The sequence below is a fragment of the Kitasatospora sp. NPDC114501 genome, from assembly GCF_055633695.1.
Window position 1 is genome coordinate 190769 of record NZ_JBVKDS010000011.1, and the last position, 22746, is coordinate 213514.

Genomic DNA, 22746 nt, shown 5'->3' on the forward strand with positions numbered 1-22746 from the left:
CCCGGTCAGCCCCGGTTCCGGGCGGCGAAGGCGTCGAAGGACGCCGGGGCGGCGGGGGCACCGGCGGCGCCGTCGTTGCGGACCGGCGTGGTGAGCTTCTGGCCGACCTGCTGCACCAGGGTGTGCATCGCGACGGACATCACCTCGGCGTCCACCTCCTGGGAGGCGACCACGGCCAGGTGGGTGCCCTGGGCGGCGGCGATGACGAACAGCCAGCACTCGGCGAGCTCGACGATCACCTGGTGCACCGGACCGCCGTCGAACAGCGCCCCGACCCCGCGGGCCAGGCTCTGCTGGCCGGTGGCGACGGCGGCCAGGCGCTCGGCGTCGGCCCGCTCGATGGTGCGGGAGTGGCTGACCACGAGACCGTCGTCGGAGAGCAGGACGGCGTTCCTGGTCCCGGGCACCGAGTCGACGAGTCCGTCCAGCAGCCAGTCCAGGTCCTGGTGGGTGGCGATCGTGCGGTTCATGACTGGTCATCCGTTCGTGTGGTTCGGGGGTCCGCGGCCGGCAGGGCCCAGGGTGACGGGGCGGGCGCGGGAGCCGGGGGGTCGGCGGGGGTGGGGGAGGGCGCCGGCGAGGTGGCGGGCAGCGGGTGCTCGCCGCTGTCCTGGGCCCGGGCGGCGCGGGACTGGCGCTGGAAGGCGCCGATCGCCGCACCCGAGCGCCGCACCGGGCGCTCGGTGCGCTGGAACGGGCCCGCGGGGGTGGCGTCCTCGGCGGGCCGCCCGACCCACTGCGGCTGGGCGGGCGGGGGCACCCGCAGCTCGGCCGCCAGGCTGGCCTGCCGGACGCGCTGCGGCAGCGGGGGCTGGCCGCCCTCGGCCGGGCTGAACGGCACCGAGGTCCGGTACTCCCGGCTCCGGCGCCGCTCGGCCAGCCGGTAGTGGTCGGCCGGGCGGTACTGCTCGTCGGCGTACGGGGCCTCGGCCTCGGTGACCCGGGCGTAGGCGATGTCCGGGTAGGCCGGGGCGTCCAGGGCGGGTGCCGGGTCGGCCGGCGAGCTGTGCTCGATGGACTGCTCCGGTTGGGCGGGGTGTTCCGGGCCGTGGGACGGTCCTGACAGGTACGACGGCTCCGCGGCGTACGGCGGTTCACCGGCGTACGGCGCTTCGGCACCGTACGACTGCTCCGGGTCGAAGGACGGCCCGGCGGGGTACGCCGGGTAGGACGGCTCCGCGGCGAACGGCTGCTCCGCGGGGAACGGCGCCGGTGGCACCGGGACGTCCTGGAGAGTCGTCTCCGGCCCGTCGGCCGGTCCTTCGCCCACCCCGGCGTCCGCCGGAGGCAGCCGCAGCGGCACCCGCACCGGCAGGGGCACCGGCTCCGACACCGGGGCCTGCACCGAGATCGGCACCGGAGCCGGCACCGGCGTCGGCTCCGGAGCGGGTTCCGGCGGTGACAGCGGCACCGGAGCGGCCTGCGGCGCGAAGTCGCCCTGCGCGAAGGAGTCCACCGGCGCGACCGGCGGACCGGCCGGCACCGGGGCGGGCGTCTCGTCGGAGGCCGAGCGCACGGCCCGGCGCGAGCGGCGCACCAGCGGGATCGGCTCGGTGGCCGTGCCGCCGGCGCCGTCCGGCAGCCCGGTGTCGCCCTCGATGACCAGCTCGTCCGGGACGAGCACGACCACCCGGGTGCCGCCGAAGGCCGACGGGCGGAACTCGATCCTCAGCCCGTGCAGGGAGGCGAGCCGGGAGACCACGTGGAAGCCGAGGCGGATGTCGTCGGCCCGGGCCAGCACGTCGGTGCGCGGCGGTCGGCTCATCAGCTCGTTGGCGGCGTCGTACTGCTCCGGGTCCATGCCCAGGCCGCGGTCCTCGATCTCGATCGCGAGCCCGCGGCCGACCATGGCGGCGCGCACCTCGACCGGCGTGGGCGGCTTGGAGAAGGTGGTGGCGTTCTCCATCAGCTCGGCGAGCACGTGCGCCACCGGGCCGACGGCCCGCTCGGAGAGCCACGGGTGGCCCTCGATGTCGATCGAGATCCGGCGGTAGTCCTGCACCTCGCCCTGCGCGGCGCGCAGCACGTCCAGCAGCGGGACGGGCTTGCGCCAGCGCCGCTGGGGCTGGCCGCCGGCCATGATGACGAGGTTCTCCTCGTAGCGGCGCAGGCGGGCGGTGAGGTGGTCGAGGTCGAAGAGGCCCTCCAGGACCTCCGGGTCGTCGTGCCGGCGCTCCAGCTCGTCCAGCTTGCGCAGCTGGCGGCCGATCAACAGCTGGGTGCGGCGGGCGATGCGCTGGAGCAGCCGCTCGAAGCCGCGGTGCTGCTCGGCCTGGCCGACGGCGGCCTCCAGGGCGGCGGAGCGGGCCAGGTCGAGCGCCTGGCCGAGGCGGGCCAGCTCGTCGGTGCCGTCGCCGTGCGAGCCGGCCGTGATGCTGCGGCTCTCGGTCGCGACGTCCACCTGCTCGCCGCGGCCGAGCCGGTCGACCACCTCGGGCAGGGTGCGCCGCATCTCCTCGGCCTGGGTGTGCAGGTCCTTGATGCGGCGGCGCAGCGAGCGGCTCAGGCGCCAGGAGGCGATGACGACCGCGACGACCGTGATCAGGCCGATGACGGTGGTCAGCACCACGCGGGTGAGCAGGTCCACGATGGTGCCCTTGCCGACGTCCACGATGCCGCTGGTGCGGGTCTCGAGGGCCTTGACCAGTGGCGGGTTGAGCTGGTCGAGGGCCTGGCGCCACTGCTCCTGGGCGGCGGGCAGCCTGACGGTGCCGTTGGCCTCGGCGGCGGTGGGCTTGGTGAGCTGCTGTTCGACGGCGGCCTTGGCCTGCCAGGCCGGGCTGTTCATCAGCTCGCGCCAGGCGGGTGCCTCGCCCTCCGGGATGTACGGGAGGACCTGGACGGTGAGCAGGTGGTCCTGTGCACCGATGGTCTGCTGGACGGCCTGGAGGTCGGCGGTGCTCAGCCGGCCGGTGGGCCAGCCGCGGGCGAGGAGGGCGTCCTCGCGGGCGATCATCTCCTTGGCCCAGAAGGCGTTGACCAGGGTCTTGGAGATCCAGGTGACCTCGCCGGTGTCCACGTGGCTGAGCGCGGTGAACAGCCGCAGGTCCACCGCGATCAGGTCGGTGTAGTAGGTGTAGACCGTCTGCTGGTCGACGGAGCCGCGGTCCACGTTGGCGCGCTGCTCGGCCAGCCTGCCCATCGCCTGCCGGGCCTCGGTGACGGCGGTGCGCACCTCCTCGGGCGCGCTGTCGGCGGTCTCGCCGGAGAGGGCCTGGAACTGGCGCACCGCGTCGTCGGTCAGCTGGCGCTGGCGACGGAGCTGGTCGGCGTTGGCGCCGGGCCGGGCGAGCGCCTCGGCGCTGAGCCGGCGCTCCTCCTGGAGGTTGTAGTAGACGATGTTCGACGGCTGTCCGGCCTTCTGGGCCAGCAGGCCCTGGGCGGCCTGCCGCTGGAAGTCGAAGATGGTCTCGCCGCTGGTGACCGCCCAGAGGACGGCGAGGGCGATGCTGGGGACGACGGCCAGGACGAGCAGCGCCGTCCGCAGGGACAGGCGTGGACGCCTGCGGGGGCCCTTCGGCGTCGGGGGCCGCCGATTCGCACGCGCGCGCAGAGCTGACTCCTTGGGGCTGGCGGCCGGCCGGTGAGGGGCGGGCCGTCCGGGCACGGGTTTTTTGACGAAGCGATACTAGTCGCACCGTGTGATTGGAGTGAAAATCCGTTCGCCGCCTGGGCTGTGCTTGCACACGTGGTCGACACAACGTCATCCGGTCGTTGACCGTGTGTATGCGGAGCGGGCGGTTCCGGACTTGCCTGACACAGTGTCGACTAATCGTGCGGCCGATGGATGGCCGGGGTGTGAAAACTGTGTGACGCCCCGCCGGAAGGCGCCCGGCGGACGGAGGTCGGTACGTCCACGGGCGTCTGCGGGCTTCTGTTGGTGCGCTGCCCGGTGCGGCCGCAGACGGTCCGGACGGCATGATGGGCCGATGACCTCTTCGCTCCCCACCCGCAGTCAGGCCGTCGCCGAAGCGCTGGCGGCGGCCGGCGTCCCCGGCGAGATCCGCGTCCTGCCCGACTCCGCCCGCACCGCCGCCGAGGCCGCCGCCGCGCTCGGCTGCGAGGTCGGCGCCATCGCGAACAGCCTGGTGTTCGTCTGCGACGGAGCGCCACTGCTGGTGATGACCAGCGGCGCCCACCGGGTCGACACCGCCCACCTGGCCGGGCAGCTGGGTACCGGCCCGATCGAGCGCGCCACCGCCGCCCAGGTCCGCGAGGCCACCGGCCAGGCCATCGGCGGCGTCGCCCCCACCGGCCACCCGGCCCGGCTGCGCGCCGTGGTCGACACGGCGCTCGAGGCGTACGAGGTGCTCTGGGCCGCCGCCGGGCACCCGCACACCGTCGTGCCGATGACCTACCGGGAGCTGCTCGCCGTCACCGGCGGGACCCCGGCCACCGTGGCGGCCGAGTAGCCGGTCGAGCCGCGCACTCGGGCAGCGCTTGACCTCAAGTCGACTTGAACTCCTATCGTCGTCCGCATCGGAGCGGCCGCCGGCAAGGCGGTCGACGAGGACGGGGAAGGTCCAGGCCATGGAGTACTCGCACAGCGACGCCGAACTGGTCAAGCAGCCGATCGGCTACTGGAGTTGGGCGGCCTACAAGGCCGTCGTCAGCCGCACCCGCGGTGCGCTGGCCGAGCTGGGCACCACCCAGCCGCAGTGGTGGGTGCTCGCCCAGCTCGCCCGGGCCGAGCAGCCGCGGACCCGGGACGACGTCTCCGCCGTCCTGCGCGACTACCTGGACACCGGGCCGGAGGCCCTGGCCGCCGAGATCGACGGGACGGTCGAGCGCGGCTGGGTCACCGAGTCCGCCGGGGGCCGGCTCGACCTCACCCCCGAGGGCCGGGCGTTCTTCGACAAGGCGGCCGCCCTCCAGGACGAGCTGTGGGCCGAGCGCCACGCGGGCATCTCCGACGAGGAGTACCTGGCCACGCTCAAGGTCCTCCAGCGGTTCATCCACAACACGGGCGGGCAGGCCTGGCACCACTGAGGGCAAGGTGTCCCCGGGGGCGTCTACCCGCCCTACCCGGCCCTACCCGGCCCTACCCGCCGAGGTAGCGCAGGACCGCCAGGATCCGGCGGTTGTAGTCGGTGGTGCGGGCAGCTCCAGCTTGTCGAAGACGGCGTTGAGGTTTTTCTCCACCGCGCTCGACGAGACGTGCAGCCGCTGGGCGATCGCCGCGTTGGTGAAGCCCTGCGCGAGCGCCTCCAGCACGCTGCGCTCGCGCGGGGTGAGCCGGGCCAGCGGGTCGGTGCGGGTGGTGCGCACCACCAGCTGCCGCACCACCTCCGGGTCGATCACCGCGCCGCCCGCCGCGACCCGCACCAGTGCGTCCAGGAACTCGTCGACCTCGGCCACCCGGTCCTTGAGCAGGTACCCGACCCGCTCCGCGCCGGCGGCCAACAGCTGCGCCGCGTAACCGCGTTCGATGTGCTGGGAGAGCACCATGACCCCGACGTCCGGCCACCGCCCGCGGATCTCCACCGCGGCCCGCAGCCCCTCGTCGGTGTGGGTCGGCGGCATCCGGATGTCCACCACCACGACGTCCGGCGGCTGCTCCGCCACCGCCGCCGTCAGCGCCGTCGCGTCCCCGACCGCGGCCAGCACCTCGTGCCCCTCCTCGGCGAGCAGGCGGACCAGGCCCTCCCGCAGCAGGGTCGAGTCCTCGGCGAGGGTCACGCGCATGGCAGCTCCGCGGTGATGACGGTCGGGCCCCCGGCGGGGCTGTGGACGTGGAGGGTACCGTCCAGCGCGGCGACCCGCCCGCGCAGGCCGGTCAGGCCGCTGCCCGCCGGGTCCGCGCCACCGCCGCCGTCGTCCTCCACCCGTACGGTGAGCAGGCCGGCGGCCCGCTCGACCCGGGCCGAGATCGCCGAGGCGGCGGAGTGCTTGGCGGCGTTGGTGACGCACTCGGAGACCACGAAGTAGGCCGCGGTCCGCACCGGTTCGGGCAGCGGGCCGGCCACCTCGTAACGGAGCCGCAGGGGGATGGCGCACCGTTCGGCCACCCCGCCCAGCGCCTCCTCCAGCCCCAGGGTGTCCAGCGCCGACGGGTACGCCCGCCAGGCCACCTCGCGCAGCTCGGTCAGCACCCCCTGCGCCTCCCGGTGCGCCTGGCGCAGCAGGGCCTCCGTCCGCTCCGGGCCCTGGTCGCGGTCCAGGCCGCGCCGCGCCCGGCCGAGCAGCATCGCCAGCGCCACCACCCGCTGCTGCACGCCGTCGTGCAGGTCCCGCTCGATCCGTCGCCGCTCGGTGTCCACCGCCCGCACCACCGCGGCCCGGCTGTCGGCGAGTTCGGCGATCCGGCGGCGCAGCAGCTCGGCCTCGGACGGTCCGAAGCACTCCCGGGCGAGCCGGGCGTCCAGCGCGGCCAGCGAGAACAGGCCCTGCACGGCGAGGAAGAGCAGCACCCCGCCCAGCAGCACCTGGGTCGCCAGCTCCTCCCAGCCCAGCGAGCCGCGCACCACCCCGCCGACCAGCAGCACGGCCAGCACCAGCCCGAAGGCCAGCAGCCCCAGCACCACCCCGGCGACCAGCCCGCCACTACTGCGCACCGCCAGGTAGCGCAGCAGCCTGCGGTCGTCCGCCCGGTAGTGGCGGGGGAAGCGGTCGCCGAAGAAGGCGCCTCGCCGGGCCCGTTCGAGCGCGGCGAGGCGGCGCACCCCGGACAGCAGGCTCGGCACCGCGTACGGGCGGGTGCGCGGCCAGAGCAGGAACGGGCCGAGGGCGGTGCCGGCGAGGAGGAGGTACAGCGCGGCGAGGGCGGCGCTCGGGCAGCCGAGCAGAACTCCGGCGGCCCGGCGCGGCCATGACGTGGTGTCCGATCCGTCCCCCTGCACGGGGTCCGAGCTTACGGGGCCGGCAGGTTCGGCCGGGCCGGTGGGGGCGGTGGAGCCGGCAGGTCCGGCCGGGCCCGAGGGGCTCGCAGGTCCGGCCGGGTCCGGGCGGCGGGCCGCGACGGTCACCGGGCGCGGCGGTGCTGGGCGGCGCCGCCGCGCCCGCGCCAGCGCATCGCGACGTACCCGGCCACGGCCAGTGCGACCAGCACCAGGACCGCCTTGGAGAACAGTCCGACGTACGTCTCCACCGTGTCCCAGCGGTCCCCGAGCAGGAACCCGGCCATCACCAGCACGCTGTTCCACACCAGGCTGCCGAGCGTGGTCAGCATGACGAACGCCGGCAGCGGCATCCGCTCGACCCCGGCGGGCACCGAGATCAGGCTGCGGAAGATCGGCACCATCCGGCCCAGCAGCACCGCCTTCGTCCCGTGCCGGGCGAACCAGGCCTCGGTGCGCTCCAGGTCGGAGGCCTTCACCAGTGGCAGCCGGGCCCAGATCGCGTGCATCCGCTCCCGGCCGAACAGGGCGCCCAGCCAGTACAGGACGACGGCCCCGGCGACCGAACCGAGGGTGGTCCAGGTCAGCGCGGAGGCGAGGCTGATCACGCCCTGCCCGGCGGCGAAGCCCGTCAGCGGCAGGATCACCTCGCTGGGCAGTGGCGGGAACAGGTTCTCCAGCGCGATCGCCAGGCCGGCGCCTGGGCCGCCCATGGTGTCCACCAGGTCGGCCGCCCAGCCGGCGAAGCCGTCGGCGGGCTGCTGGGTGACGGCGAGGATCGTGTGCTGCACGCGGGGCTCCGGAGTGGTCGGGGGACGGCTTGTCCCCGGTTGGCTCCACGCTAGGAATCGCAGGTCGTCGGCGGTATGCGGGTTTCCGGCGAACCGGTTGCGGGTTTCCGTACCGTCGCACCCGCGGTTTTCCGCAGGGTGCCGGAACTCGCTGGCGGGCCGCCGGCCGTGGCGTCAGGATGGACCCATGGACGCCGTATTCACCCTGGCCCTGCGGCACGCCGCCGGGCGGGTGTTCCCCGAGGACCTGCCGATGGCCGCCGCCGACCTGCTGGCGCGGGGCGTCGGCGGGGAGTCGCCCGCGCTCTGCGAGCTGGCGGGGCGGCCGGGCCGGGGTGAGCGCTCGGGCGAGCTGGCGGAGCTGTTGCGGCGGGCGACGGAGGAACTCGGCCTGCCGGTCCTCGACGCGGAGTTGGTGGAGCGCTGCCGGATGTACGAGACGGCCGTCGAGCTGGTGTCCGGAGAGCTCTCGCCCGACGAGGCCGCCGTCACGTCCTGGCGCTGGGCCGGCGCGGAGGCGACTGAGGCGGAGCGGCGGTTCGTGGCGGCGGTCGACGAGGCCGGCTGCCCGGACTGCCTCGGGGCGTGGCCGGAGGAGGTGGCGCGGGCCTGGGTGCGGGAGGTGAGGGCGGCGGCCACCGAGGTGGTGGCCGGCGGCGATCCGCGCACCGCCGCCGGGCTCGGGGACTGAACTCCCGTAGGGGGGCTGGCGTTCGCCCGCTCCCGGTCCAGCGGTTCAAGGCTCACCGGTTCACCGGTTCAGCGCGGCCACGGTCTCCCGGGTCAGCTCCTGCGCCCGGGCGACGGTGGCCGTCAGCTCGGCCGCCGACCCGCCGGGCGCGGCGAGCAGGGCGCGGACGCGCGGGCCGAAGTCCGTCGGGGTGTCGGGCAGTCGGGCGGCCACGGCCAGGGCGCCCTTCTCGTTGAGGCACCAGCGGCGGTGGTGGGCGTACAGGGCCTGGACCAGGACGCCGACGGCGCGGGACAGGCAGAGCGAGACGTGCAGGGCGTCGGCGCGGGCGGCGCTCTTCGCGGCGGTGTCGAGCAGGAACCCCGACTCCCAGACGGCCGCGGTGAGCGCCTCGCGCAGCGGCTCCGGGTAGTCGGCGGTCTGCTGCTTGAGCCGCGTCAACTCCCCGGTGGGATCGGCCAACGGCTGCCCGAGGGCGACCTCGCCCGGATAGCAGGGCGACCAGAAGCCGAGCGGGTGGCCGGCCTGCGTTCCCACCTCGTACCGGCCCTGGCGGCAGTCCGCCCACACCCGCCCGACCCGGTCGAGGTCCCGCAGGATCCAGTCCACGGCGACGCCGTCGACCCGCAGCCACGCCCCGCCGTTGACCCACGGACCCCAGCCGCCCGGCCCGGTCACCTCCGTCTCCGGCCCGGCGAGCGCCCGCAGCGCGCCGAGGTCGAGGCCGCCCCGGTAGTACACCCCGAGGTCCCAGTCCGACTCCGGCCGTTCCTCGCCCCGGGCCCGGCTCCCGCCGAGCATCACCCCCACCACGCCGGGTACGCGGGCGAGTCGTTCGGCCATGTTCTCGATGATCGCGCGCATGGGGAGAGTCTGGCACGCGGTGCGCCGAGGGAGGCGGAAGGGCCCGGCGGTCAGGGGGAGTTCGGAACTGAGTCCCGGAACCGCGTCGGCGTTCGCGGAGGTGTACCCACTCCTCGCCACGCTCAACTTATAGCGCACGGGGGGCCTTGCGGCAAGGCCCCGGTGATGCCGCAGAATCACCGGCTCAAGGACGTGATCAGCTGGAACGGGGAGTGACGAGTGCGAGTGGTGCTGTCGACGTACGGGTCGCGCGGGGACGTCGAGCCGATGGCCGCGCTGGCGCTGCGGCTGCGGGAACTGGGCGCCGAGGCGCGGGTGTGCGCGCCGCCGGACGAGGAGTTCGCGGCCCGGCTGGCCGAGGCCGGGGTGGAGCTGGTGCCGGTCGGGCAGTCGGTGCGCGAGCTGGTCAGCGGCCCGCCCCCGGTGCCGTCCGAGCTGCCCGCGCGCGCGGCCGCGCTGGTGGAGCAGTTCCACGCGGCGGTGCTCGCGGCGGGCGAGCCTGGCGGTGCGGTGGTGTCCACCGGCCTGTTCCCGGCGGTGGCCGGCTCCCGGTCGGCGGCCGAGCAACTGGGCGCCCGCTTCCGGTACCTCGCCCTCCAGCCGACCGTGCTGCCGTCCCCGCACCACCGGCCGTTCGAGTACCCGATGCAGCCGTACCCGCCGGAGGTGACCGACCTCCGGGAGCTGTGGGACCTCAACATCGGGACGATGAACGCGCTGTTCGGAGGTGCGGTCAACACCCACCGGGCGGCGGTCGGTCTGCCGGAGGTCGACAACGTGCGCGACCACGTCCTCACCGACCGGCCGTGGCTGGCCACCGACCCGCTGCTCGACCCGTGGACGAGCCCGGGCGCGGGCGGGGACGGCGCGGGTTGGCCCGAGGTGGTGCAGACCGGCGCCTGGATCCTGCCGGACGAACGCCCGCTGCCCGCCGACCTGTCGGCCTTCCTGGCGGCCGGCGAGGCGCCGGTGTACGTCGGCTTCGGCAGCATGCCGCTGCGCGACCCGGCGGGCGCAGCCCGGGTCGCCGTCGAGGCGGTACGGGCCCAGGGACGCCGGGTGCTGCTCGGCCGAGGTTGGGCCCGACTGGCCGAGGTGGACGGGGCCGCGGACTGCTTCGCGATCGGCGAGGTCAACCAGCAGGCGCTGTTCCCGAAGGTCGCCGCCGTCGTCCACCACGGCGGTGCGGGCACCACCACCACGGCCGCCCGGGCCGGCGCGCCCCAGGTGCTGGTCCCGCAGATCGTGGACCAGCCGTACTGGGCCTCGCGGGTGGCGGCGCTGGGCGTCGGCGTCGCCCACGACGGCCCGGTCCCGACCACCGAGTCCCTCACCGCCGCCCTGCGCGAGGCGCTCGCCCCCGTCACCCGCGAGCGCGCCGCCGCCCTCGCCGCCGACATCCGCACCGACGGCGCGGCGGTGGCCGCGAAGCTGCTGCTGGGCTGAGGGGCGGGCGGGGAGCGGGAGGCCGGCCGGGCCGGCCTCCCGCTCCCGCCGTCCACCTCAGGAGGCCGGTTCGGTGAGGTACCTCGCGCCGGCGTCCGGAAGCTCCCTGCCGTCCTTGTCGAAGAACTGCCAGGACTTGGCCCGCATCGTCCCCGGACGGGCCACCACCACCTCCCGGATGGGCGAGTCGGCCACCGTGACGGCCTGCGGCTCGGTGGTGCTGCCGTCCGCCCAGGTCACCACCACCCGGCCGACGTCCGGGCCGAGCGAGATCAGCACCACGTCCAGCGGGGCCTTGGTGTCACCCTTGCCCCGGTGGCCGACCAGGCCGCCGCCGAAGACGGTCCTGCTGCGCGGGTCGACCCTGCCCGGGGCCGTCCGGGTGCCCTCGGAGTCGTGGCTCAGCCGCACCCCGTCCACCGTGAAGTAGACGTTGCTGACGTCGCTGTCCGGCTGCCAGTACTGCCGGACGAACTCCGCCGTGGGCTTGGCGAGTTCCGGGTCGTACCGGCTGCGCTCCTCCCACACCGCCGTCGCCTGCTCGAACGCCCGCTCCTGCGGGGCCAGCGGCCACAGCGCCTCCCACAGCTGCCACTGCTTGCCGTCCGGGGTCCGGCCCTGGCCGAGCAGCACCCGGACCGGGGTGAGCGGGTCGCGCACCGCGGTGCCGGTGGCGGTGCTCGCTGCGGTGCCGGTGGCGGTGCCTGCTGCGGGGCCGGCGCTCGTCACGGGGGCGCCCGCCGGTCCGAGCACGGCGCCGACGCCCGCCGGACCGGTCCCGCGGGCGGCCGCCGGGTCCGGGCGCAGCTGCGCCAGCGCCCCGCCGGTCAGCGCCACCACGGTGGCCAGCGCCGCCGCGCCGACCACCGTACGGCGGCGGTGCCGCAGCCGGCGCCCGCCCGCCACGATGTCCGCCACCGGCGGCGGGCCGACTCGCGCACCGGCCGCCGCCTCGGCCAGGCCGAGCCCCACCCACAGGTCCGTGCCGTCGTCCAGGCCGGCGCCCGTCCCGTCCGGCTCCCGGTTCGTACCGTTCGTCATACCGCTCCTCCGATGCGGGTCGAGTCCTTGAGTTCCACCAGCGCCGTGACCTGCCGCAGCCGGGCGATGCCCTTCGCCGCGTGGCTGCGCACCGCGCCCACCGAGCACCCCATGGCCGCGGCCGTCTGGCTGTCGCTCAGGTCCTCCCAGTGCCGCAGCACCACCGCCTCGCGCTGGCGCGGCGGCAGGGTGGCCAGCGCGGCCAGCAGGGCGCCGCGCTGGTCGGAGCGGGCGAAGCCGTCCTCCACACCCGCCGCGTCCGGCACCGCGTCCACCAGCAGCTCCGGTGCCCGGCGGCGCCAGCGGCGGGCGTGCTGGTTGACCAGGATCCGCCGCACGTAGGCGTACGGATCGTCGGCCCGGCGCACCTTCGACCAGGCCGCGCAGGCCTTCTCGGCGGTGGACTGCACCAGGTCCTCGGCCGCGTACTGTTCGCCGGCCAGCAGGTACGCCGTCCGCACCAGGCGCGGCCAGACCGCGACGATGAACGCCTGGAACCCGTCGTCCCGACCACTCTTCGCTTCTCCCATGAGCACCTCCTTCACCCGTCCAGAGCCCGGGGGCGGCCGGAAACGCTTACCGGTGGGGCGAATCAAACTGCTCGGGCAAAGCTGCTCGGGCAAAAACTGCTTGGGGAACGGCGGCGGGGGCGCTACCATCCGCCTGATGATCATTTCTCATGATGTAGCAGGCAGTGGGCCCGCCGTGGTTCTGCTGCACTCCTCGGTGTGCGACCGTCGGATGTGGGACGCACAGTGGCAGCCGCTGATCGACGCCGGGTACCGGGTGGTCCGCTGCGACTTCCACGGCTTCGGCGACACCCCGCTCTCGGACGTCCCGTACAGCGACACCGCGGACGTCCTGGCCCTGCTCGACCACCTCGGCATCGAGACCGCCGCCCTGGTCGGCGCCTCGCACGGCGGCCGGATCGCCCTGACGGCCGCCGCGCTGCGCCCCGAGGCGGTCACCGCGCTGGCCCTGCTCGGCGCGGGCATGCCCGGACACCAGCCCAGCGACACCCTGCGCGCCTTCGGCGGCCGCGAGGACGAGCTGATCGAGGCCGGGGAGATCGACGCGGCCGTCGAGCTGAACGTCGACGCCTGGCTCGGCCCGGAGGCCGACGAGGAGACCCGCGCGAACGTCCGCCGGATGCAGCGCCACGCCTTCGACGTCCAGCTGGAGGCGACGGTCGGCCCCGACCGCGAGGACGTCGACCTCAGCCGGATCACCGCCCCCACCCTGGCCGTCTCCGGCGCCCACGACTTCCCGGACTTCCGGGAGATCGCCGCCACCCTCCCCACCCTCCTCCCCAACGCCCGCCACCAGGAACTCCCCTGGGCCGGCCACCTCCCCAGCCTGGAACGCCCCGCCGAGACCACCGAGCTGCTCCTCGCCTTCCTCCGCGAGTCGGCCCCGGTCGCGCGGTAACACCCGCCCGCCCACCGGACTCCCGGTGGGCGGCCCCGGGGCCGGGGCGCCGGGGGGGCGACCTCCCCGCTTCGGCAGAGCCGGGGTCTCTTCGGAACTGATCACCGGTGGGAGCCGTGCAGACGTGGAAGGAAGCTACAAGCTGCTCCGGCAGACCAGCCGGTGGGCACGCTTCGCCCAGGTGACGGTACGGACGGCAGCGGCAGCCGTGCCCGAGATCCGGATGGGTGAGGACGTGTTCGGATGGCGCGCCCGTTCCTACGGGCCGTCGGGAGAGGCGGGCCGTGCTGGTGATCAGCGGATTCTGGCGGAGGCGCTGGAAGGAGTCCGGTACGCGCTCGCACAGCTCCCGGAGGAATCCCGGGGGCTGCTCGTGTCCGTCGTCGAGATCATCACCTCACCGGTGGACACCGGTCCCGGCGACGTGAAGTTCGCCGCTGCCCAGGCCGTTTGGCGGGCCGTCGGCCGCCGGCCGGGCCGACCGCCGTGGATCGACCCGGGCGGCAACCCCGTCCTCCCGTAGCGGCACGGCCGTCCTTCGTTTCTCGGCGCCTGCGACCAGGTGGCCGTGCTCGACCCGCGGGGTCAGCCGTTCTGCCAGGCCACACCGCGGGTGCGGCCGCCGGGCCGAGCCGTCGCAGGGCCCGCAGCAGCGGCTCGACGGTGTCCCACTGTTCTCCCGGTCCGCCGGGTGGAGGGCCTCCGTGATCGCGGGGAGCGCCGCCGTCCGTGGCCGTTCCGTACACAACGGGAAAAGCCGGGACTCGAACGCCTGTCGGGAGCCATGATGGCCGGGTGCACTTCATCTCGGAATCCAGCGCGGACGGCGTGACGGAACGCCGCTTCACTCTCGACGGCGTGCCCGGCGTGCTCTGGCAGCCGGACGGGCCGCCCCTCGACGGGCGGCCGTTGGTGCTGCTGGGGCACGGCGGTGGCCAGCACAAGCTGGGGCCGGGCCTGGTGGACCGGGCCCGGCGGTGCGTGCGGCGACACGGGTTCGCGGCGCTGGCGCTGGACGCGCCCGGGCACGGGGATCGCCCCCGCAACGCGCAGGACGAGCGGTTCGCCACCGAGATCGGGGAGCTGATCGCGGCGGGCCGGCCGATCAGCGCCTGGGTCGCGCGGCACACGGCGGCGCTCGCGGAGCGGGCGGTGCCGGAGTGGGTGGCCGTGCTGGACGCGCTGGTCGAGCGGGGGGAGTGGGGGGATCGCGGGGCGGCCCTCGGGCCGGTGGGCTTCTGGGGCCTGTCGCTGGGGAGCGTGATCGGCATCCCGCTGGCGGCGGTCGAACCGCGCGTCGCCGTCGCGGTGTTCGGGCTGACGGGGCACGCGTCGCAGACGGAGGCGGCGGCTCGGGTCGGCGTGCCGGTGGAGTTCCTCCTCCAATGGGACGACGAGCTGGTCCCGCGCGAGGGGGCGCTCGCACTGTTCGGCGCGCTGGGGTCACGGGAGAAGACGCTGCACGCCAACTCCGGCGGCCACCTGGACGTGCCGGAGCTCGAACTCGCCTCGTCCGAAGAGTTCCTGGCCCGGCATCTGGGCGGCCGGGCGCAGTGAACGCGGGCTCCGGCGCCGCCAGTGTCAACCGTCGGTAGAACAGTTGCCCGCCTCGCCGGCCTCGCTCGCCTCACCGGCCCCGCCTGGCTCGGCGACGTCGCTCGGCCGACCGGAGTCCATCGCCGCCAGGCGGGCGACCTGGCGGTGGCCGAGCTCGACGGTACGGTTCATGTGCCGTAGCAGGAAGGCGAGTTCGTCCTCACTGTCCTCGGCGAAGGCGGCCACCCAGTCGGTGGACAGCTCGCGCCACACCTCCCCGAACCGCTCCAGCGCCTCGGGGAGGACCACGACCAGCACGCGGCGGCGGTCCGCCTCGTCCCGTTGCCGGGTGACCAGTCCGGCCTTCGCCAGCCGGTCGACCAGCCGGGTGGCCGAGCCGCTGGTGAGCCCGGTGAGCTCGGCGATCCGGCCGGTGGTGACCGGACCGTCCTCGAGGGTGAGCAGGTTGAGGCACTGGACGTCGGTCGGGTGCATGCCCAGGTGGTCGGCGACGGCCTGGTTGAACAGGACGTACGAGGCCAGGTAGCGGCGCGAGACCGGCCACAGCCGGGCCATCAGTTCGTCGCGGGTCGTCGTCATGGGGGAAGGGTAACCGGCCGGACCGGGCGGATAATTATTTGCGCCGCGCAGATATCTATCTCTATGTTTCCTGCATGACGCAGATAACCACGTCGGACGCCTCCCTCCCCGTCGCCGTCACCGGAGCCACCGGCGCCCAGGGCGGTGCCACCGCCCGCGCCCTGCTGCGCGCCGGCCGCCCCGTCCGCGCCCTCACCCGCCACCCCGGCTCGGCCGCCGCCGCCGAACTCGCCGAACTCGGCGCCGAGTTGGTTCGGGCCGACTTCGACGACCCGGCCTCGCTCGCCGCCGCCCTCGACGGCGCCGGCGCGCTGTTCGCGATGTCCACCCCGTTCGGAACCGACCCCGACACCGAGGTCCGCCAGGGCATCGCCCTGCTGGACTCCGCCCGGGCCGCAGGCACCGTCCGGCACGTCGTCTTCACCTCCGCGACCAACGCCGACCGCTCCACCGGCATCCCGCACTTCGACAGCAAGTACCGCATCGAGCAGCACCTGGCCGGCCTCGACCTGCCCTGGACCGTCCTCGGCCCCGCCGCCTTCCTGGACAACTACGCCAACGAGTGGACCCTCCAGTCCCTCCGCGACGGCGTCTTCCACCTCCCCATGCCGCCCGGCGTCCCGCTCCCCGTGATCGCCGCCGACACCATCGGCGCCTTCGCCGCCCACGTCCTCACCCGGCCCGACGACTACGCGGGCCGACGCCTCGACATCGCCTCCCAGTGGTGCACCGGCGAGCAGATCGCCGCCGCCATCACCGCGGCGAGCGGCCGCACCATCCGCTGCGAGGAGGTGCCGCTCCCGGTCGTGGCCGGCTACTCCGAGGACCTCGCCGCGATGTTCCGCTACTTCCGGAACCCCGGCCTCGACATCGACACCGACGCCCTGCACGCCGCACACCCCGACATCGACTGGCAGTCGGTGGAGCGGTGGACGGCCGGCCGCACCTGGGACCTCTGACCCGGGGCGTACCGTTGCCCGGATGGCACCCAGGACACCCCGCAGGATCCACGTCGACGGCCGGGACTACCGCTGGGTGGTCCGCTTCCACGACGCCGAGCACGTGGTGATCCGCATCCGGCCCGACAGGCGGCCCGGTCGCCAGGTGGAACTGACCCGACGCTTCGACGATCCGTGGCTCAACTACGGCATCCTGCTGACCGCCCCCGCCGACCGCATCGCCGAGGTCTTCCACCTCGCCCCCGTCACCCCGTCCCTTGCCGCAACCCTCATCCGCGCCGCCCTCGCCGCCGGTTGGCGCCCTGAGGAGCCGGGCGCCCCGGAGCGCTTCACGGTGACGGGGGAGGAACCGGACGTCGCGCTCGTTCGGCAGAGGTGAGGTGCCGACGGCCTCCGAGCCCGCCTCGGCGGCCTCGTGGACCTCGGCCTCCGCAGCGCCGAACAGGGCGCGTCGGAGCGCGTCCGGTCACCGTCCCGGTGATCCCGTCCGCCACCGAGATCCCTGAACCGTTACACGCCGGAAGCCAGTCGCTCCACGAACTTGCGCTGCCAGGGCGTTTCGACGGCATGCCGGCTGTAGTGCTCCCGGACGTACGCCACCGCCTCCGCGGCCGGGACGCCGTCCAGGACGGCGATGCAGGCGAGGGCGGTGCCCGTGCGCCCCCGCCCTCCCGCGCAGGCGAGTTCGACGCGTTCGGTGGGGGAACGGTCCCAGGCTTCGCGGAAGGCGTCGGCGGCGTCCGCGCGGTCGGCGGGGAGGCGGAAGTCGGGCCAGCGGACCCAGCGGCTCGGCCAGTCGAAGGGTTGCGGCGGGCGGCCCAACAGATAGAGGCCGAAGTCGGGTCGGGGTCCCGGTGGCAGGGGGCGGCTGAGGCCGCGGCCGCGCAGGAGGCGGCCGGAGGGCAGGCGCAGGATGCCGGGGACGGTCGGGTCCCAGCTGGTGGGGTCGGTCATGTCGGCTTTCCTCGGGGGAGTTCGGGGTCAGGAGGCGGCGTGCAGCCCGACCGGGCCGTGCGGCAGGCCGGCGCGGTGGGCGAGGGCGGCGGCCTCGCCGCGCGAGGTGACGTCGAGTTTGGCGAGGATGTTGGCGACGTGGAACTTCACCGTCGACTCGCTGATGTGCAGCGCCGCCGCGATGTCCCGGTTGCGGCGGCCGCGCGCCAGCTGGTCGAGGACCTCCCGTTCGCGAGGGTGGAGGCCGTCGAGGGGGTCGGCGGTGGGAGCGGGGGCGGGTTCGGGCAGGGCGAGCGGGAGGTCGACGGTCACCGTGGTGCCCCAACCGGGAACGGCCTCGACGCCGTACCGTCCGCCGAGGGCGGCGATGCGGTCGGCGGTGCGGTGGACGGTGAGGGCCTCGGCGGTGAGCAGGCCGAGTCCGTCCCCGCGCACCACGGCGCGCAGCAGGCCGTCCGCCGTGAACTGCCAGCTCACGTGCAGCCGGGTCGGCTTCTCCTGTTCGAGCATCAGCAGCACGGCCGCCCGGACGGCGTCGCGGGCGGTGTGCGCGGCGTCCGAGGGGAGGGACCGGTCGGCCTCCGCCGGGGGCGCGACGTCGAGTTGGACCCGGGTGTGCCGGAGCAGCGGGCGCAGCTCGCGCACCATCCGGGCGAAGGCGTCGGCGGCGGGCTTCTCGCTGAGTGCGCGGTCCAGGTCGGCGCCCTGGCGCAGTTCGAGCAGGGCGGTGACGGCCAGCTCGGTGGCGCTGCGGCGGGCCGTCGCGTCGTCCAGGTCGGCCGAGCGCAGCGGCGCCAGGATCGCGGTGAGCGCGGCGCTGTGGGTGCCGGTGAACTCGGCGATGGCCCGGGCGCGGGCGTTGGCGGAGGCCCGGGAGGTGGCGGTCTGGGCGGGGGCGGCGTCGGTGGCGCGGTGGTCGGAGTGGGCGATCACCAGGTCCCACAGCTGTTGCAGGACGGCGAGCGCCTCGGGCGCGACGGGTCCGGTGTCGGCCCGGACGAGGACCAGGACGGCGCCGTTGCCGTTGCCCGGCGAGGCCGCCGTGACCACCACCGGCCGGGCGCCTCCGGCGAGTTCGGCCTCGCCCTGCCAGGGGCGGCCGGCCGTGGTCGTCCCGGCCGCGCGCTCGGCCAGCCGGGACAGGTCGAGCGCGCCGATGGCCCCGGTCAGCTCGGGCGGGCCGTAGCCGAGCGAGGGGCTGAACGTGCAGACGCCGCTGAGCTGCGCCAGCGCCGTGTGCGGGACGAGGGTGTCGAGCGCCGCCGACAGCTGCCGCAGGAGGTCCGGGCGGGGCGTGCGGAGCACCTCGGCGACCCGGGCCAGCGCGTCCTCGGGGCGGCCCCAGTGCCGCCGCCAGGTCTCGTCCCTGCCGCGGTCCGTGCCGCCGTCCACGCCGCCGCGCGGGCCGCCGTGCGCGCTCCTGGTGCCACTCGTGCCGTCCATGCGGCCCAGCCTAGTTCGGGCGGCGCCGTCCGCGCCTGGCCGTTCGGCCAGGTCGAACCGTCCGAAGGGCTGGCCGAACGGCCGCCGCCCGGCCGCAGGATGGAAGACGTCGGAGGAACCAACTCACCTCAACCCCAAGGACCTTCCATGACCAAGGCGATCGCCTTCCCCGAGTTCGGCGGCGCGGACCTGCTGCGCCCGATCGACATCGAACTGCCCGCCCCCGGCCCCGGCCAGGTGCGGGTCGCGGTCCGCGCCGTGGGCGTCAACCCGCTGGACCACAAGCTGCGCACCGGCGAGCTGGCCGGGTTCTTCCCGGTCGTCTTCCCCTACGTGCCGGGCTTCGAGCTGTCCGGCGTGGTCGAGGCCGTCGGCGCGGAGGTGAGCGGTTTCGCGCCCGGCGACGAGGTGTTCGGCGCCCTGATGGGCGGCGGGTACGCCCAGCACGCGTTGGTGGACGCGGAGACGCTGGCCCACAAGCCGGCCACGCTGAGCTGGGCGGAGGCGGCGGCGATCCCGGTGGGCGCCGAGACCTCCGAGCGATCCCTCGACGTGCTCGGCGTGCGCTCCGGCGAGACGCTGCTGGTGCACGGCGCCGGCGGCGGGGTGGGCACCCTGCTGCTCCAGCTCGCCCGGGCGCGCGGGATCACCGTGGTCGGCACGGCGAGCGAGTCGAACCACGCCCATCTGCGCGAGCTCGGCGCGATCCCGGTCACGTACGGCGAGGGCCTGGCCGAGCGGGTGCGGGCCGCCGCCCCGGGCGGGGTGGACCGGGCGCTGGACGTGGCCGGGCGGGGCGGAGTGCTGCCGCTGTCGATCGAGCTGACGGGGAGCGCGGACCGGGTGCTGACGATCGCCGACATCCAGGGCGCGCAGGATCACGGCGTCCGCTTCACCGGCGGTGCCGAGGGCGTCGATTCCTACCACCAGCGCGCCTACGCGGCCGCGCTCGCCCTGCACGCGGCGGGCACCCTGCGGCTGCCGCTGCACCGGGTGCTCCCGCTGGCGGAGGCGGCCGAGGCACAGCGGATCAGCGAGGAGGGGCACCTGCGCGGAAAGATCGTGCTGACGGTCTGACAGCCGTCCGCCGCCCGGCCTGTCCGCGTCTGCCCGTTTTACCTACGTTTTGCATTGGGCGCGCCATTTTCGTACGGTTTCATCCGGTCGGAGCAATTCGGCAGGCGGACGCGCCGGGAACACGGCGGTGAGCCGTTCGGCCGACATGCGGTTCCTCGAACGGTCGACCAGGGTCGGCCGGGCGCGGGCGGCACCGGTCCGCCTGCCCTGACGGTCAGGAGGACCGGGCACATGGGTGGAACGGACAGGCGGGCGGTGATCGGCGAGTTCGTCGGGACCCTGCTGCTGGTGCTGCTGGCGGTGGGTGCGGCGGTGCTCGCGGGGGATGCCATCGGAGCGGTGGGCATCGCGCTCGCGTTCGGCTTCGTGCTGCTCGCGCTCGCGTACGCGCTCGGCCCGATCTCCGGCTGCCACGTCAACCCGGCGGTGACGCTCGGCTTCCTGCTGGCCCGCCGGATCGACGGGCGCACGGCGGTGTCGTACTGGGTGGCGCAGCTGTTCGGCGGCATCGCGGGGGCGGCGCTCGTCCTGCTGCTGGCGAAGCAGATACCGGGGCTCGAAACCCACGGCAAGCTCGGCACCAACGGCTGGGGCGACCGCTCCCAGGTGCACGTCAACGCCGCCGGCGCGTTCCTGACCGAGGTCGTCCTCACCTTCCTGCTGGTGTACGTCGTCCTGTCGGTCACCCACCGGCTGGCCGCGGTCGGCTTCGACGGACTGCCGATCGGGGTCGCGCTGGTGGTCGTCCACCTGGTCGGCATCCCGCTCACCGGCACCTCGGTCAACCCGGCGCGCAGCCTCGGGCCGGCGCTGTTCGCGGGCGGCGACGCGCTGTCGCAGCTGTGGCTGTTCCTGCTCGCCCCGCTGGTCGGCGGCGCGCTGGCGGCGGGCGTACACCTGCTGACCCACCCGCAGCCCAACCTGCCGGTGGCGGAGGCCCTGGCCACCGACGCGCGGGTGTAGGCCGCGGAGTTCGGCAGGCGTGGCGGCCGGGACCGTACGACGGTCCCGGCCACCGTTGTTGCCGGTGCAGCGCTCTGCGGGGTGTGCGGCAGCGGTCAGCGGGTGTGCGGTGCTCTGCGGCTCCGCTCTGGCGCTTCGGCCGTCCCCCGCGCCGCTTTTGAGCCGCCCACCGGCCGGATCCGGCGCACCGGTCGAAGAGCCCCGAATCCCGCCCGCCCGCTGGGTAGAGTCGCGCCATGGTGACTGTGAACGGGGGAGGCCCCGCGGGCGGGCGGCTGGCCGGCCGCGCCTGTGTGGTGACGGGCGCGGCCAGCGGCATCGGACGGGCCGTCGCCGAACGCTTCGTCCAGGAGGGCGCGTCGGTGGTCGCCGCCGACGTGGACGCGGCGGGCCTGGACCGGCTGGCCGGTCGACTCCCGGGCGCGGTCAGCACGGTGGTGGGAGACGTGGCCCGGGACGAGGACGCCCGCCGGATGGTGGCGGCCGCCGTCGAGCGGCACGGACGGCTGGACGTCCTGGTGGCCAACGCCGGGATCATCCCGCTGATGGAGATCACCGAGGCCACCGCCGAGGACTGGGACCACGTGATGGCCGTGGACGGCCGCGGGATGTTCCTCACCTGCAAGTACGCGATCGAGGCGATGGCCGCGCAGGACCGGCCCGGCGGGTCGATCGTCTGCCTGTCGTCCATCTCCGGCGAGGCCGGCCAGCGAGGCCAAGCGGTGTACGGGCCCGCCAAGTTCGTCGCCTCCGGCCTCACCAAGCACCTCGCCGTCGAATGGGCGGACCGCGGCATCCGGATCAACGCCGTCGCCCCCGGCACCATCACCACCGAGCGCGTCGCCCGGCTGTACGACGAGCCCGGCGGCACCGAGTACCTCGCGGCGATCGAGAAGCTGCACCCGATGGGCCGGCTCGGTGACCCGGCCGAGGTCGCGGCGGCCGTCCTCTTCCTCGCCTCGGACGACGCGTCCTTCGTCACCGGGGTCGTGCTGCCGGTGGACGGCGGGTACCTGGCGCAGTAGCGCCGCGCGGGTGTCCGGCTACCGGGCTACCGGGTTACCCGGTTGCCGAGTTACCAGGCTGCCCGGCTACCGAGCTACCCGGTCTACCCGGCGAGCAGCTCGACCAGGGCGGACACCCCGTCCGGCCCGTGCCCGGCCCCGACCGCCCGCCGGGTGACCGCGAGCGCCGCGTCCAGTACGGAGGTGTCCAGGCCGCGCGCCCGGGCGGTGTGCGCGACGTGCGCCAGCCCGGCCTCGGCGGAGGCGAGGCTGCTGTGGTCGCCCGGATGCCGGCGCTCGTCCGCGCGCTGCGCGAAGCGGTCGATCAGCTGCGGCAGCAGACGTGGCAATCCGTGGGCGTACGGCGCGAGTTCGGCGCCGCTGATGCCCTCGGCGCGGGCCAGCGCGAGGGCGTGCAGGTAGCCGTGCACGGTGGTCCAGAACAGGTCGAGCAGGGCCGCGTCGTAGGCCGCCGCCCGGCCCGGGTCCGCGCCCACGTGGCGTACCGTGCCCAGCGCCCGCAGCGTCGCCTCGTGGGCGGCGAAGGCCTCGGCGTCGCCGCTCAGCAGGACGGTGCCCTCCGGGCGGCCGATGGTCGGGGTGGGGGTGAGGACCGCGGCGTCCAGCAGGCGGAGGCCCCGGGCCTCGGCGTCGGCGGCGTTCGTCCGCGCGTCGCCCGGCGCGACCGACGTGGCGTTGACGACGGTCCGTCCGCGCAGCGCCGTCCCGGCGGCCTCCAGGACGGCCCGGGCGGCCGGCTGGTCGCGGACGCAGAGCAGCACGAGCGGGGCGCCCGACACCGCCTCGGCGGCACTCGCGGCCGAGCGTGCGCCGAGGGCGAGCGGCTCGCCGTCGCGGCCCGGCGTGCGGTTCCACACGGTGACCGGGTGGCCGGCGGCCAGCAGCGCGCCGGCCAGCGCCCGACCCATCGGGCCCAGCCCCAGTACGGCAACGGCGGTGCGGGCAGGGGTGGTTGAGGAAGACCGTTCGTTCGGCATGGCGGTTACGCTAGACCTTCACGCCGACGGCAGGGTCAAGGCGCCGGAGTCGAGCCGAGGCGCCGGAGCCGAGGCGCCGGAGCCACGGTGGAGAGCCGAGCGGAGAGACGGGGCG

At 75.2% G+C, this 22746-nt stretch carries 22 protein-coding genes and 2 pseudogenes; 12 read left to right on the top strand and 12 right to left on the bottom strand.

Features of this window, described 5'->3' with window-relative positions:
- Positions 1-5 precede the first annotated feature (5 nt).
- Positions 6-470 carry a roadblock/LC7 domain-containing protein gene (locus tag ACZ7RU_RS21830; protein ID WP_470342591.1) on the bottom strand — a complete coding sequence of 155 codons (465 nt, stop codon included), beginning with the start codon at positions 468-470 and terminating at the stop codon, positions 6-8.
- Complete coding sequence (locus ACZ7RU_RS21835; protein WP_470342592.1) at positions 467-3607, bottom strand: sensor histidine kinase; 3141 nt, start codon at positions 3605-3607, stop codon at positions 467-469. Before ACZ7RU_RS21835 ends, ACZ7RU_RS21830 begins: the two co-directional genes overlap by 4 nt.
- 322 nt (positions 3608-3929) lie before the next feature.
- On the opposite strand from ACZ7RU_RS21835, the gene ACZ7RU_RS21840 reads away from it, so the two are divergent.
- Together ACZ7RU_RS21840 and ACZ7RU_RS21845 are read left to right on the top strand one after the other, a co-directional pair.
- A complete protein-coding gene (locus tag ACZ7RU_RS21840; RefSeq protein ID WP_470342593.1) occupies positions 3930-4412 on the top strand; it encodes a YbaK/EbsC family protein in 483 nt (160 codons plus the stop codon).
- A 118-nt stretch (positions 4413-4530) separates the two neighbouring features.
- Positions 4531-4989: a MarR family winged helix-turn-helix transcriptional regulator gene (locus tag ACZ7RU_RS21845; protein WP_470342594.1), complete on the top strand. Its 459-nt coding sequence runs from the start codon at positions 4531-4533 to the stop codon at positions 4987-4989.
- Between the two features lie 52 nt (positions 4990-5041).
- On the opposite strand, the pseudogene ACZ7RU_RS21850 reads toward ACZ7RU_RS21845, so the two are convergent.
- The 3 genes and pseudogenes from ACZ7RU_RS21850 to ACZ7RU_RS21860 form a co-directional block, all read right to left on the bottom strand.
- Positions 5042-5685: pseudogene (locus tag ACZ7RU_RS21850) on the bottom strand (response regulator transcription factor).
- Positions 5676-6839, bottom strand: a complete 1164-nt coding sequence (locus tag ACZ7RU_RS21855) for a sensor histidine kinase (RefSeq protein ID WP_470342595.1) — start codon at positions 6837-6839, stop codon at positions 5676-5678. Before ACZ7RU_RS21855 ends, ACZ7RU_RS21850 begins: the two are co-directional and overlap by 10 nt.
- A gap of 122 nt (positions 6840-6961) precedes the next feature.
- Positions 6962-7627, bottom strand: a complete 666-nt coding sequence (locus ACZ7RU_RS21860; protein ID WP_470342596.1) for a DedA family protein — start codon at positions 7625-7627, stop codon at positions 6962-6964.
- Between the two features lie 187 nt (positions 7628-7814).
- On the opposite strand from ACZ7RU_RS21860, the gene ACZ7RU_RS21865 reads away from it, so the two are divergent.
- Positions 7815-8318 (top strand): hypothetical protein, encoded by a 504-nt coding sequence (locus ACZ7RU_RS21865; RefSeq protein WP_470342597.1) that lies wholly within the window; start codon positions 7815-7817, stop codon positions 8316-8318.
- 60 nt (positions 8319-8378) lie between these two features.
- Here ACZ7RU_RS21865 and ACZ7RU_RS21870 read toward each other — a convergent pair whose 3' ends face one another.
- Entirely contained in the window at positions 8379-9182 is an 804-nt protein-coding gene (locus tag ACZ7RU_RS21870) for a nucleotidyltransferase domain-containing protein (RefSeq protein ID WP_470342598.1), read from the bottom strand.
- Positions 9183-9401: 219 nt separating this feature from the next.
- Between ACZ7RU_RS21870 and ACZ7RU_RS21875 the strand changes: the two genes are divergently transcribed.
- On the top strand, positions 9402-10628 hold the full coding sequence (locus ACZ7RU_RS21875) for a glycosyltransferase (RefSeq protein ID WP_470342599.1): 1227 nt from the start codon (positions 9402-9404) through the stop codon (positions 10626-10628).
- Between the two features lie 57 nt (positions 10629-10685).
- On the opposite strand, the gene ACZ7RU_RS21880 is transcribed toward ACZ7RU_RS21875, so the two are convergent.
- On the bottom strand, positions 10686-11669 hold the full coding sequence (locus ACZ7RU_RS21880; RefSeq protein ID WP_470342600.1) for a hypothetical protein: 984 nt from the start codon (positions 11667-11669) through the stop codon (positions 10686-10688).
- Positions 11666-12199: a SigE family RNA polymerase sigma factor gene (locus ACZ7RU_RS21885; protein ID WP_470342601.1), complete on the bottom strand. Its 534-nt coding sequence runs from the start codon at positions 12197-12199 to the stop codon at positions 11666-11668. The genes ACZ7RU_RS21880 and ACZ7RU_RS21885 overlap by 4 nt, the downstream gene beginning before the upstream one ends.
- A gap of 136 nt (positions 12200-12335) precedes the next feature.
- Here ACZ7RU_RS21885 and ACZ7RU_RS21890 point away from each other — a divergent pair, with 136 nt between their 5' ends.
- The 3 genes from ACZ7RU_RS21890 to ACZ7RU_RS21900 all read left to right on the top strand — a co-directional run bounded on the left by ACZ7RU_RS21890 (position 12336) and on the right by ACZ7RU_RS21900 (position 14654).
- A complete protein-coding gene (locus ACZ7RU_RS21890) occupies positions 12336-13097 on the top strand; it encodes an alpha/beta fold hydrolase (RefSeq protein WP_470342602.1) in 762 nt (253 codons plus the stop codon).
- Between the two features lie 124 nt (positions 13098-13221).
- Entirely contained in the window at positions 13222-13620 is a 399-nt protein-coding gene (locus ACZ7RU_RS21895) for a hypothetical protein (protein ID WP_470342603.1), read from the top strand.
- 272 nt (positions 13621-13892) lie between these two features.
- Positions 13893-14654, top strand: a complete 762-nt coding sequence (locus ACZ7RU_RS21900) for a dienelactone hydrolase family protein (RefSeq protein WP_470342604.1) — start codon at positions 13893-13895, stop codon at positions 14652-14654.
- Between the two features lie 111 nt (positions 14655-14765).
- Here the strand turns inward: ACZ7RU_RS21900 and ACZ7RU_RS21905 are convergent.
- Positions 14766-15233 (bottom strand): annotated as a pseudogene (locus ACZ7RU_RS21905) (MarR family winged helix-turn-helix transcriptional regulator); the annotation flags it as partial.
- Positions 15234-15307: 74 nt separating this feature from the next.
- Here ACZ7RU_RS21905 and ACZ7RU_RS21910 point away from each other — a divergent pair.
- Both ACZ7RU_RS21910 and ACZ7RU_RS21915 read left to right on the top strand, forming a co-directional pair.
- The gene (locus ACZ7RU_RS21910; RefSeq protein ID WP_470342605.1) at positions 15308-16192 is read left to right on the top strand and encodes an NmrA/HSCARG family protein; all 885 of its coding nucleotides are present in this window, start codon (positions 15308-15310) and stop codon (positions 16190-16192) included.
- Between the two features lie 22 nt (positions 16193-16214).
- Entirely contained in the window at positions 16215-16571 is a 357-nt protein-coding gene (locus ACZ7RU_RS21915) for a hypothetical protein (RefSeq protein ID WP_470342606.1), read from the top strand.
- A 131-nt stretch (positions 16572-16702) separates the two neighbouring features.
- Here ACZ7RU_RS21915 and ACZ7RU_RS21920 read toward each other — a convergent pair whose 3' ends face one another.
- Both ACZ7RU_RS21920 and ACZ7RU_RS21925 read right to left on the bottom strand, forming a co-directional pair.
- Positions 16703-17146: a protein-tyrosine phosphatase family protein gene (locus ACZ7RU_RS21920; RefSeq protein ID WP_470342607.1), complete on the bottom strand. Its 444-nt coding sequence runs from the start codon at positions 17144-17146 to the stop codon at positions 16703-16705.
- Positions 17147-17173: 27 nt separating this feature from the next.
- On the bottom strand, positions 17174-18589 hold the full coding sequence (locus tag ACZ7RU_RS21925; protein ID WP_470342608.1) for a LuxR C-terminal-related transcriptional regulator: 1416 nt from the start codon (positions 18587-18589) through the stop codon (positions 17174-17176).
- Positions 18590-18736: 147 nt separating this feature from the next.
- Here ACZ7RU_RS21925 and ACZ7RU_RS21930 point away from each other — a divergent pair, with 147 nt between their 5' ends.
- The 3 genes from ACZ7RU_RS21930 to ACZ7RU_RS21940 all read left to right on the top strand — a co-directional run bounded on the left by ACZ7RU_RS21930 (position 18737) and on the right by ACZ7RU_RS21940 (position 21654).
- Positions 18737-19666 (top strand): NADP-dependent oxidoreductase, encoded by a 930-nt coding sequence (locus ACZ7RU_RS21930; protein WP_470342609.1) that lies wholly within the window; start codon positions 18737-18739, stop codon positions 19664-19666.
- Between the two features lie 231 nt (positions 19667-19897).
- On the top strand, positions 19898-20629 hold the full coding sequence (locus ACZ7RU_RS21935; RefSeq protein WP_470342610.1) for an MIP family channel protein: 732 nt from the start codon (positions 19898-19900) through the stop codon (positions 20627-20629).
- A gap of 236 nt (positions 20630-20865) precedes the next feature.
- A complete protein-coding gene (locus tag ACZ7RU_RS21940) occupies positions 20866-21654 on the top strand; it encodes an SDR family NAD(P)-dependent oxidoreductase (protein ID WP_470342611.1) in 789 nt (262 codons plus the stop codon).
- Between the two features lie 83 nt (positions 21655-21737).
- Here ACZ7RU_RS21940 and ACZ7RU_RS21945 read toward each other — a convergent pair whose 3' ends face one another.
- Positions 21738-22631 (bottom strand): NAD(P)-dependent oxidoreductase, encoded by an 894-nt coding sequence (locus tag ACZ7RU_RS21945; RefSeq protein WP_470342612.1) that lies wholly within the window; start codon positions 22629-22631, stop codon positions 21738-21740.
- Positions 22632-22746 lie beyond the last annotated feature (115 nt).

Coding starts and splice junctions, on each gene's coding strand:
- ACZ7RU_RS21830 (WP_470342591.1), bottom strand. CDS start 470: ATGAACCGCACGATCGCCACCCACCAGGACCTGGACTGGCTGCTGGAC.
- ACZ7RU_RS21840 (WP_470342593.1), top strand. CDS start 3,930: ATGACCTCTTCGCTCCCCACCCGCAGTCAGGCCGTCGCCGAAGCGCTG.
- ACZ7RU_RS21845 (WP_470342594.1), top strand. CDS start 4,531: ATGGAGTACTCGCACAGCGACGCCGAACTGGTCAAGCAGCCGATCGGC.
- ACZ7RU_RS21865 (WP_470342597.1), top strand. CDS start 7,815: ATGGACGCCGTATTCACCCTGGCCCTGCGGCACGCCGCCGGGCGGGTG.
- ACZ7RU_RS21870 (WP_470342598.1), bottom strand. CDS start 9,182: ATGCGCGCGATCATCGAGAACATGGCCGAACGACTCGCCCGCGTACCC.
- ACZ7RU_RS21880 (WP_470342600.1), bottom strand. CDS start 11,669: ATGACGAACGGTACGAACCGGGAGCCGGACGGGACGGGCGCCGGCCTG.
- ACZ7RU_RS21885 (WP_470342601.1), bottom strand. CDS start 12,199: ATGGGAGAAGCGAAGAGTGGTCGGGACGACGGGTTCCAGGCGTTCATC.
- ACZ7RU_RS21890 (WP_470342602.1), top strand. CDS start 12,336: ATGATCATTTCTCATGATGTAGCAGGCAGTGGGCCCGCCGTGGTTCTG.
- ACZ7RU_RS21910 (WP_470342605.1), top strand. CDS start 15,308: ATGACGCAGATAACCACGTCGGACGCCTCCCTCCCCGTCGCCGTCACC.
- ACZ7RU_RS21915 (WP_470342606.1), top strand. CDS start 16,215: ATGGCACCCAGGACACCCCGCAGGATCCACGTCGACGGCCGGGACTAC.
- ACZ7RU_RS21920 (WP_470342607.1), bottom strand. CDS start 17,146: ATGACCGACCCCACCAGCTGGGACCCGACCGTCCCCGGCATCCTGCGC.
- ACZ7RU_RS21925 (WP_470342608.1), bottom strand. CDS start 18,589: ATGGACGGCACGAGTGGCACCAGGAGCGCGCACGGCGGCCCGCGCGGC.
- ACZ7RU_RS21930 (WP_470342609.1), top strand. CDS start 18,737: ATGACCAAGGCGATCGCCTTCCCCGAGTTCGGCGGCGCGGACCTGCTG.
- ACZ7RU_RS21935 (WP_470342610.1), top strand. CDS start 19,898: ATGGGTGGAACGGACAGGCGGGCGGTGATCGGCGAGTTCGTCGGGACC.
- ACZ7RU_RS21940 (WP_470342611.1), top strand. CDS start 20,866: ATGGTGACTGTGAACGGGGGAGGCCCCGCGGGCGGGCGGCTGGCCGGC.
- ACZ7RU_RS21945 (WP_470342612.1), bottom strand. CDS start 22,631: ATGCCGAACGAACGGTCTTCCTCAACCACCCCTGCCCGCACCGCCGTT.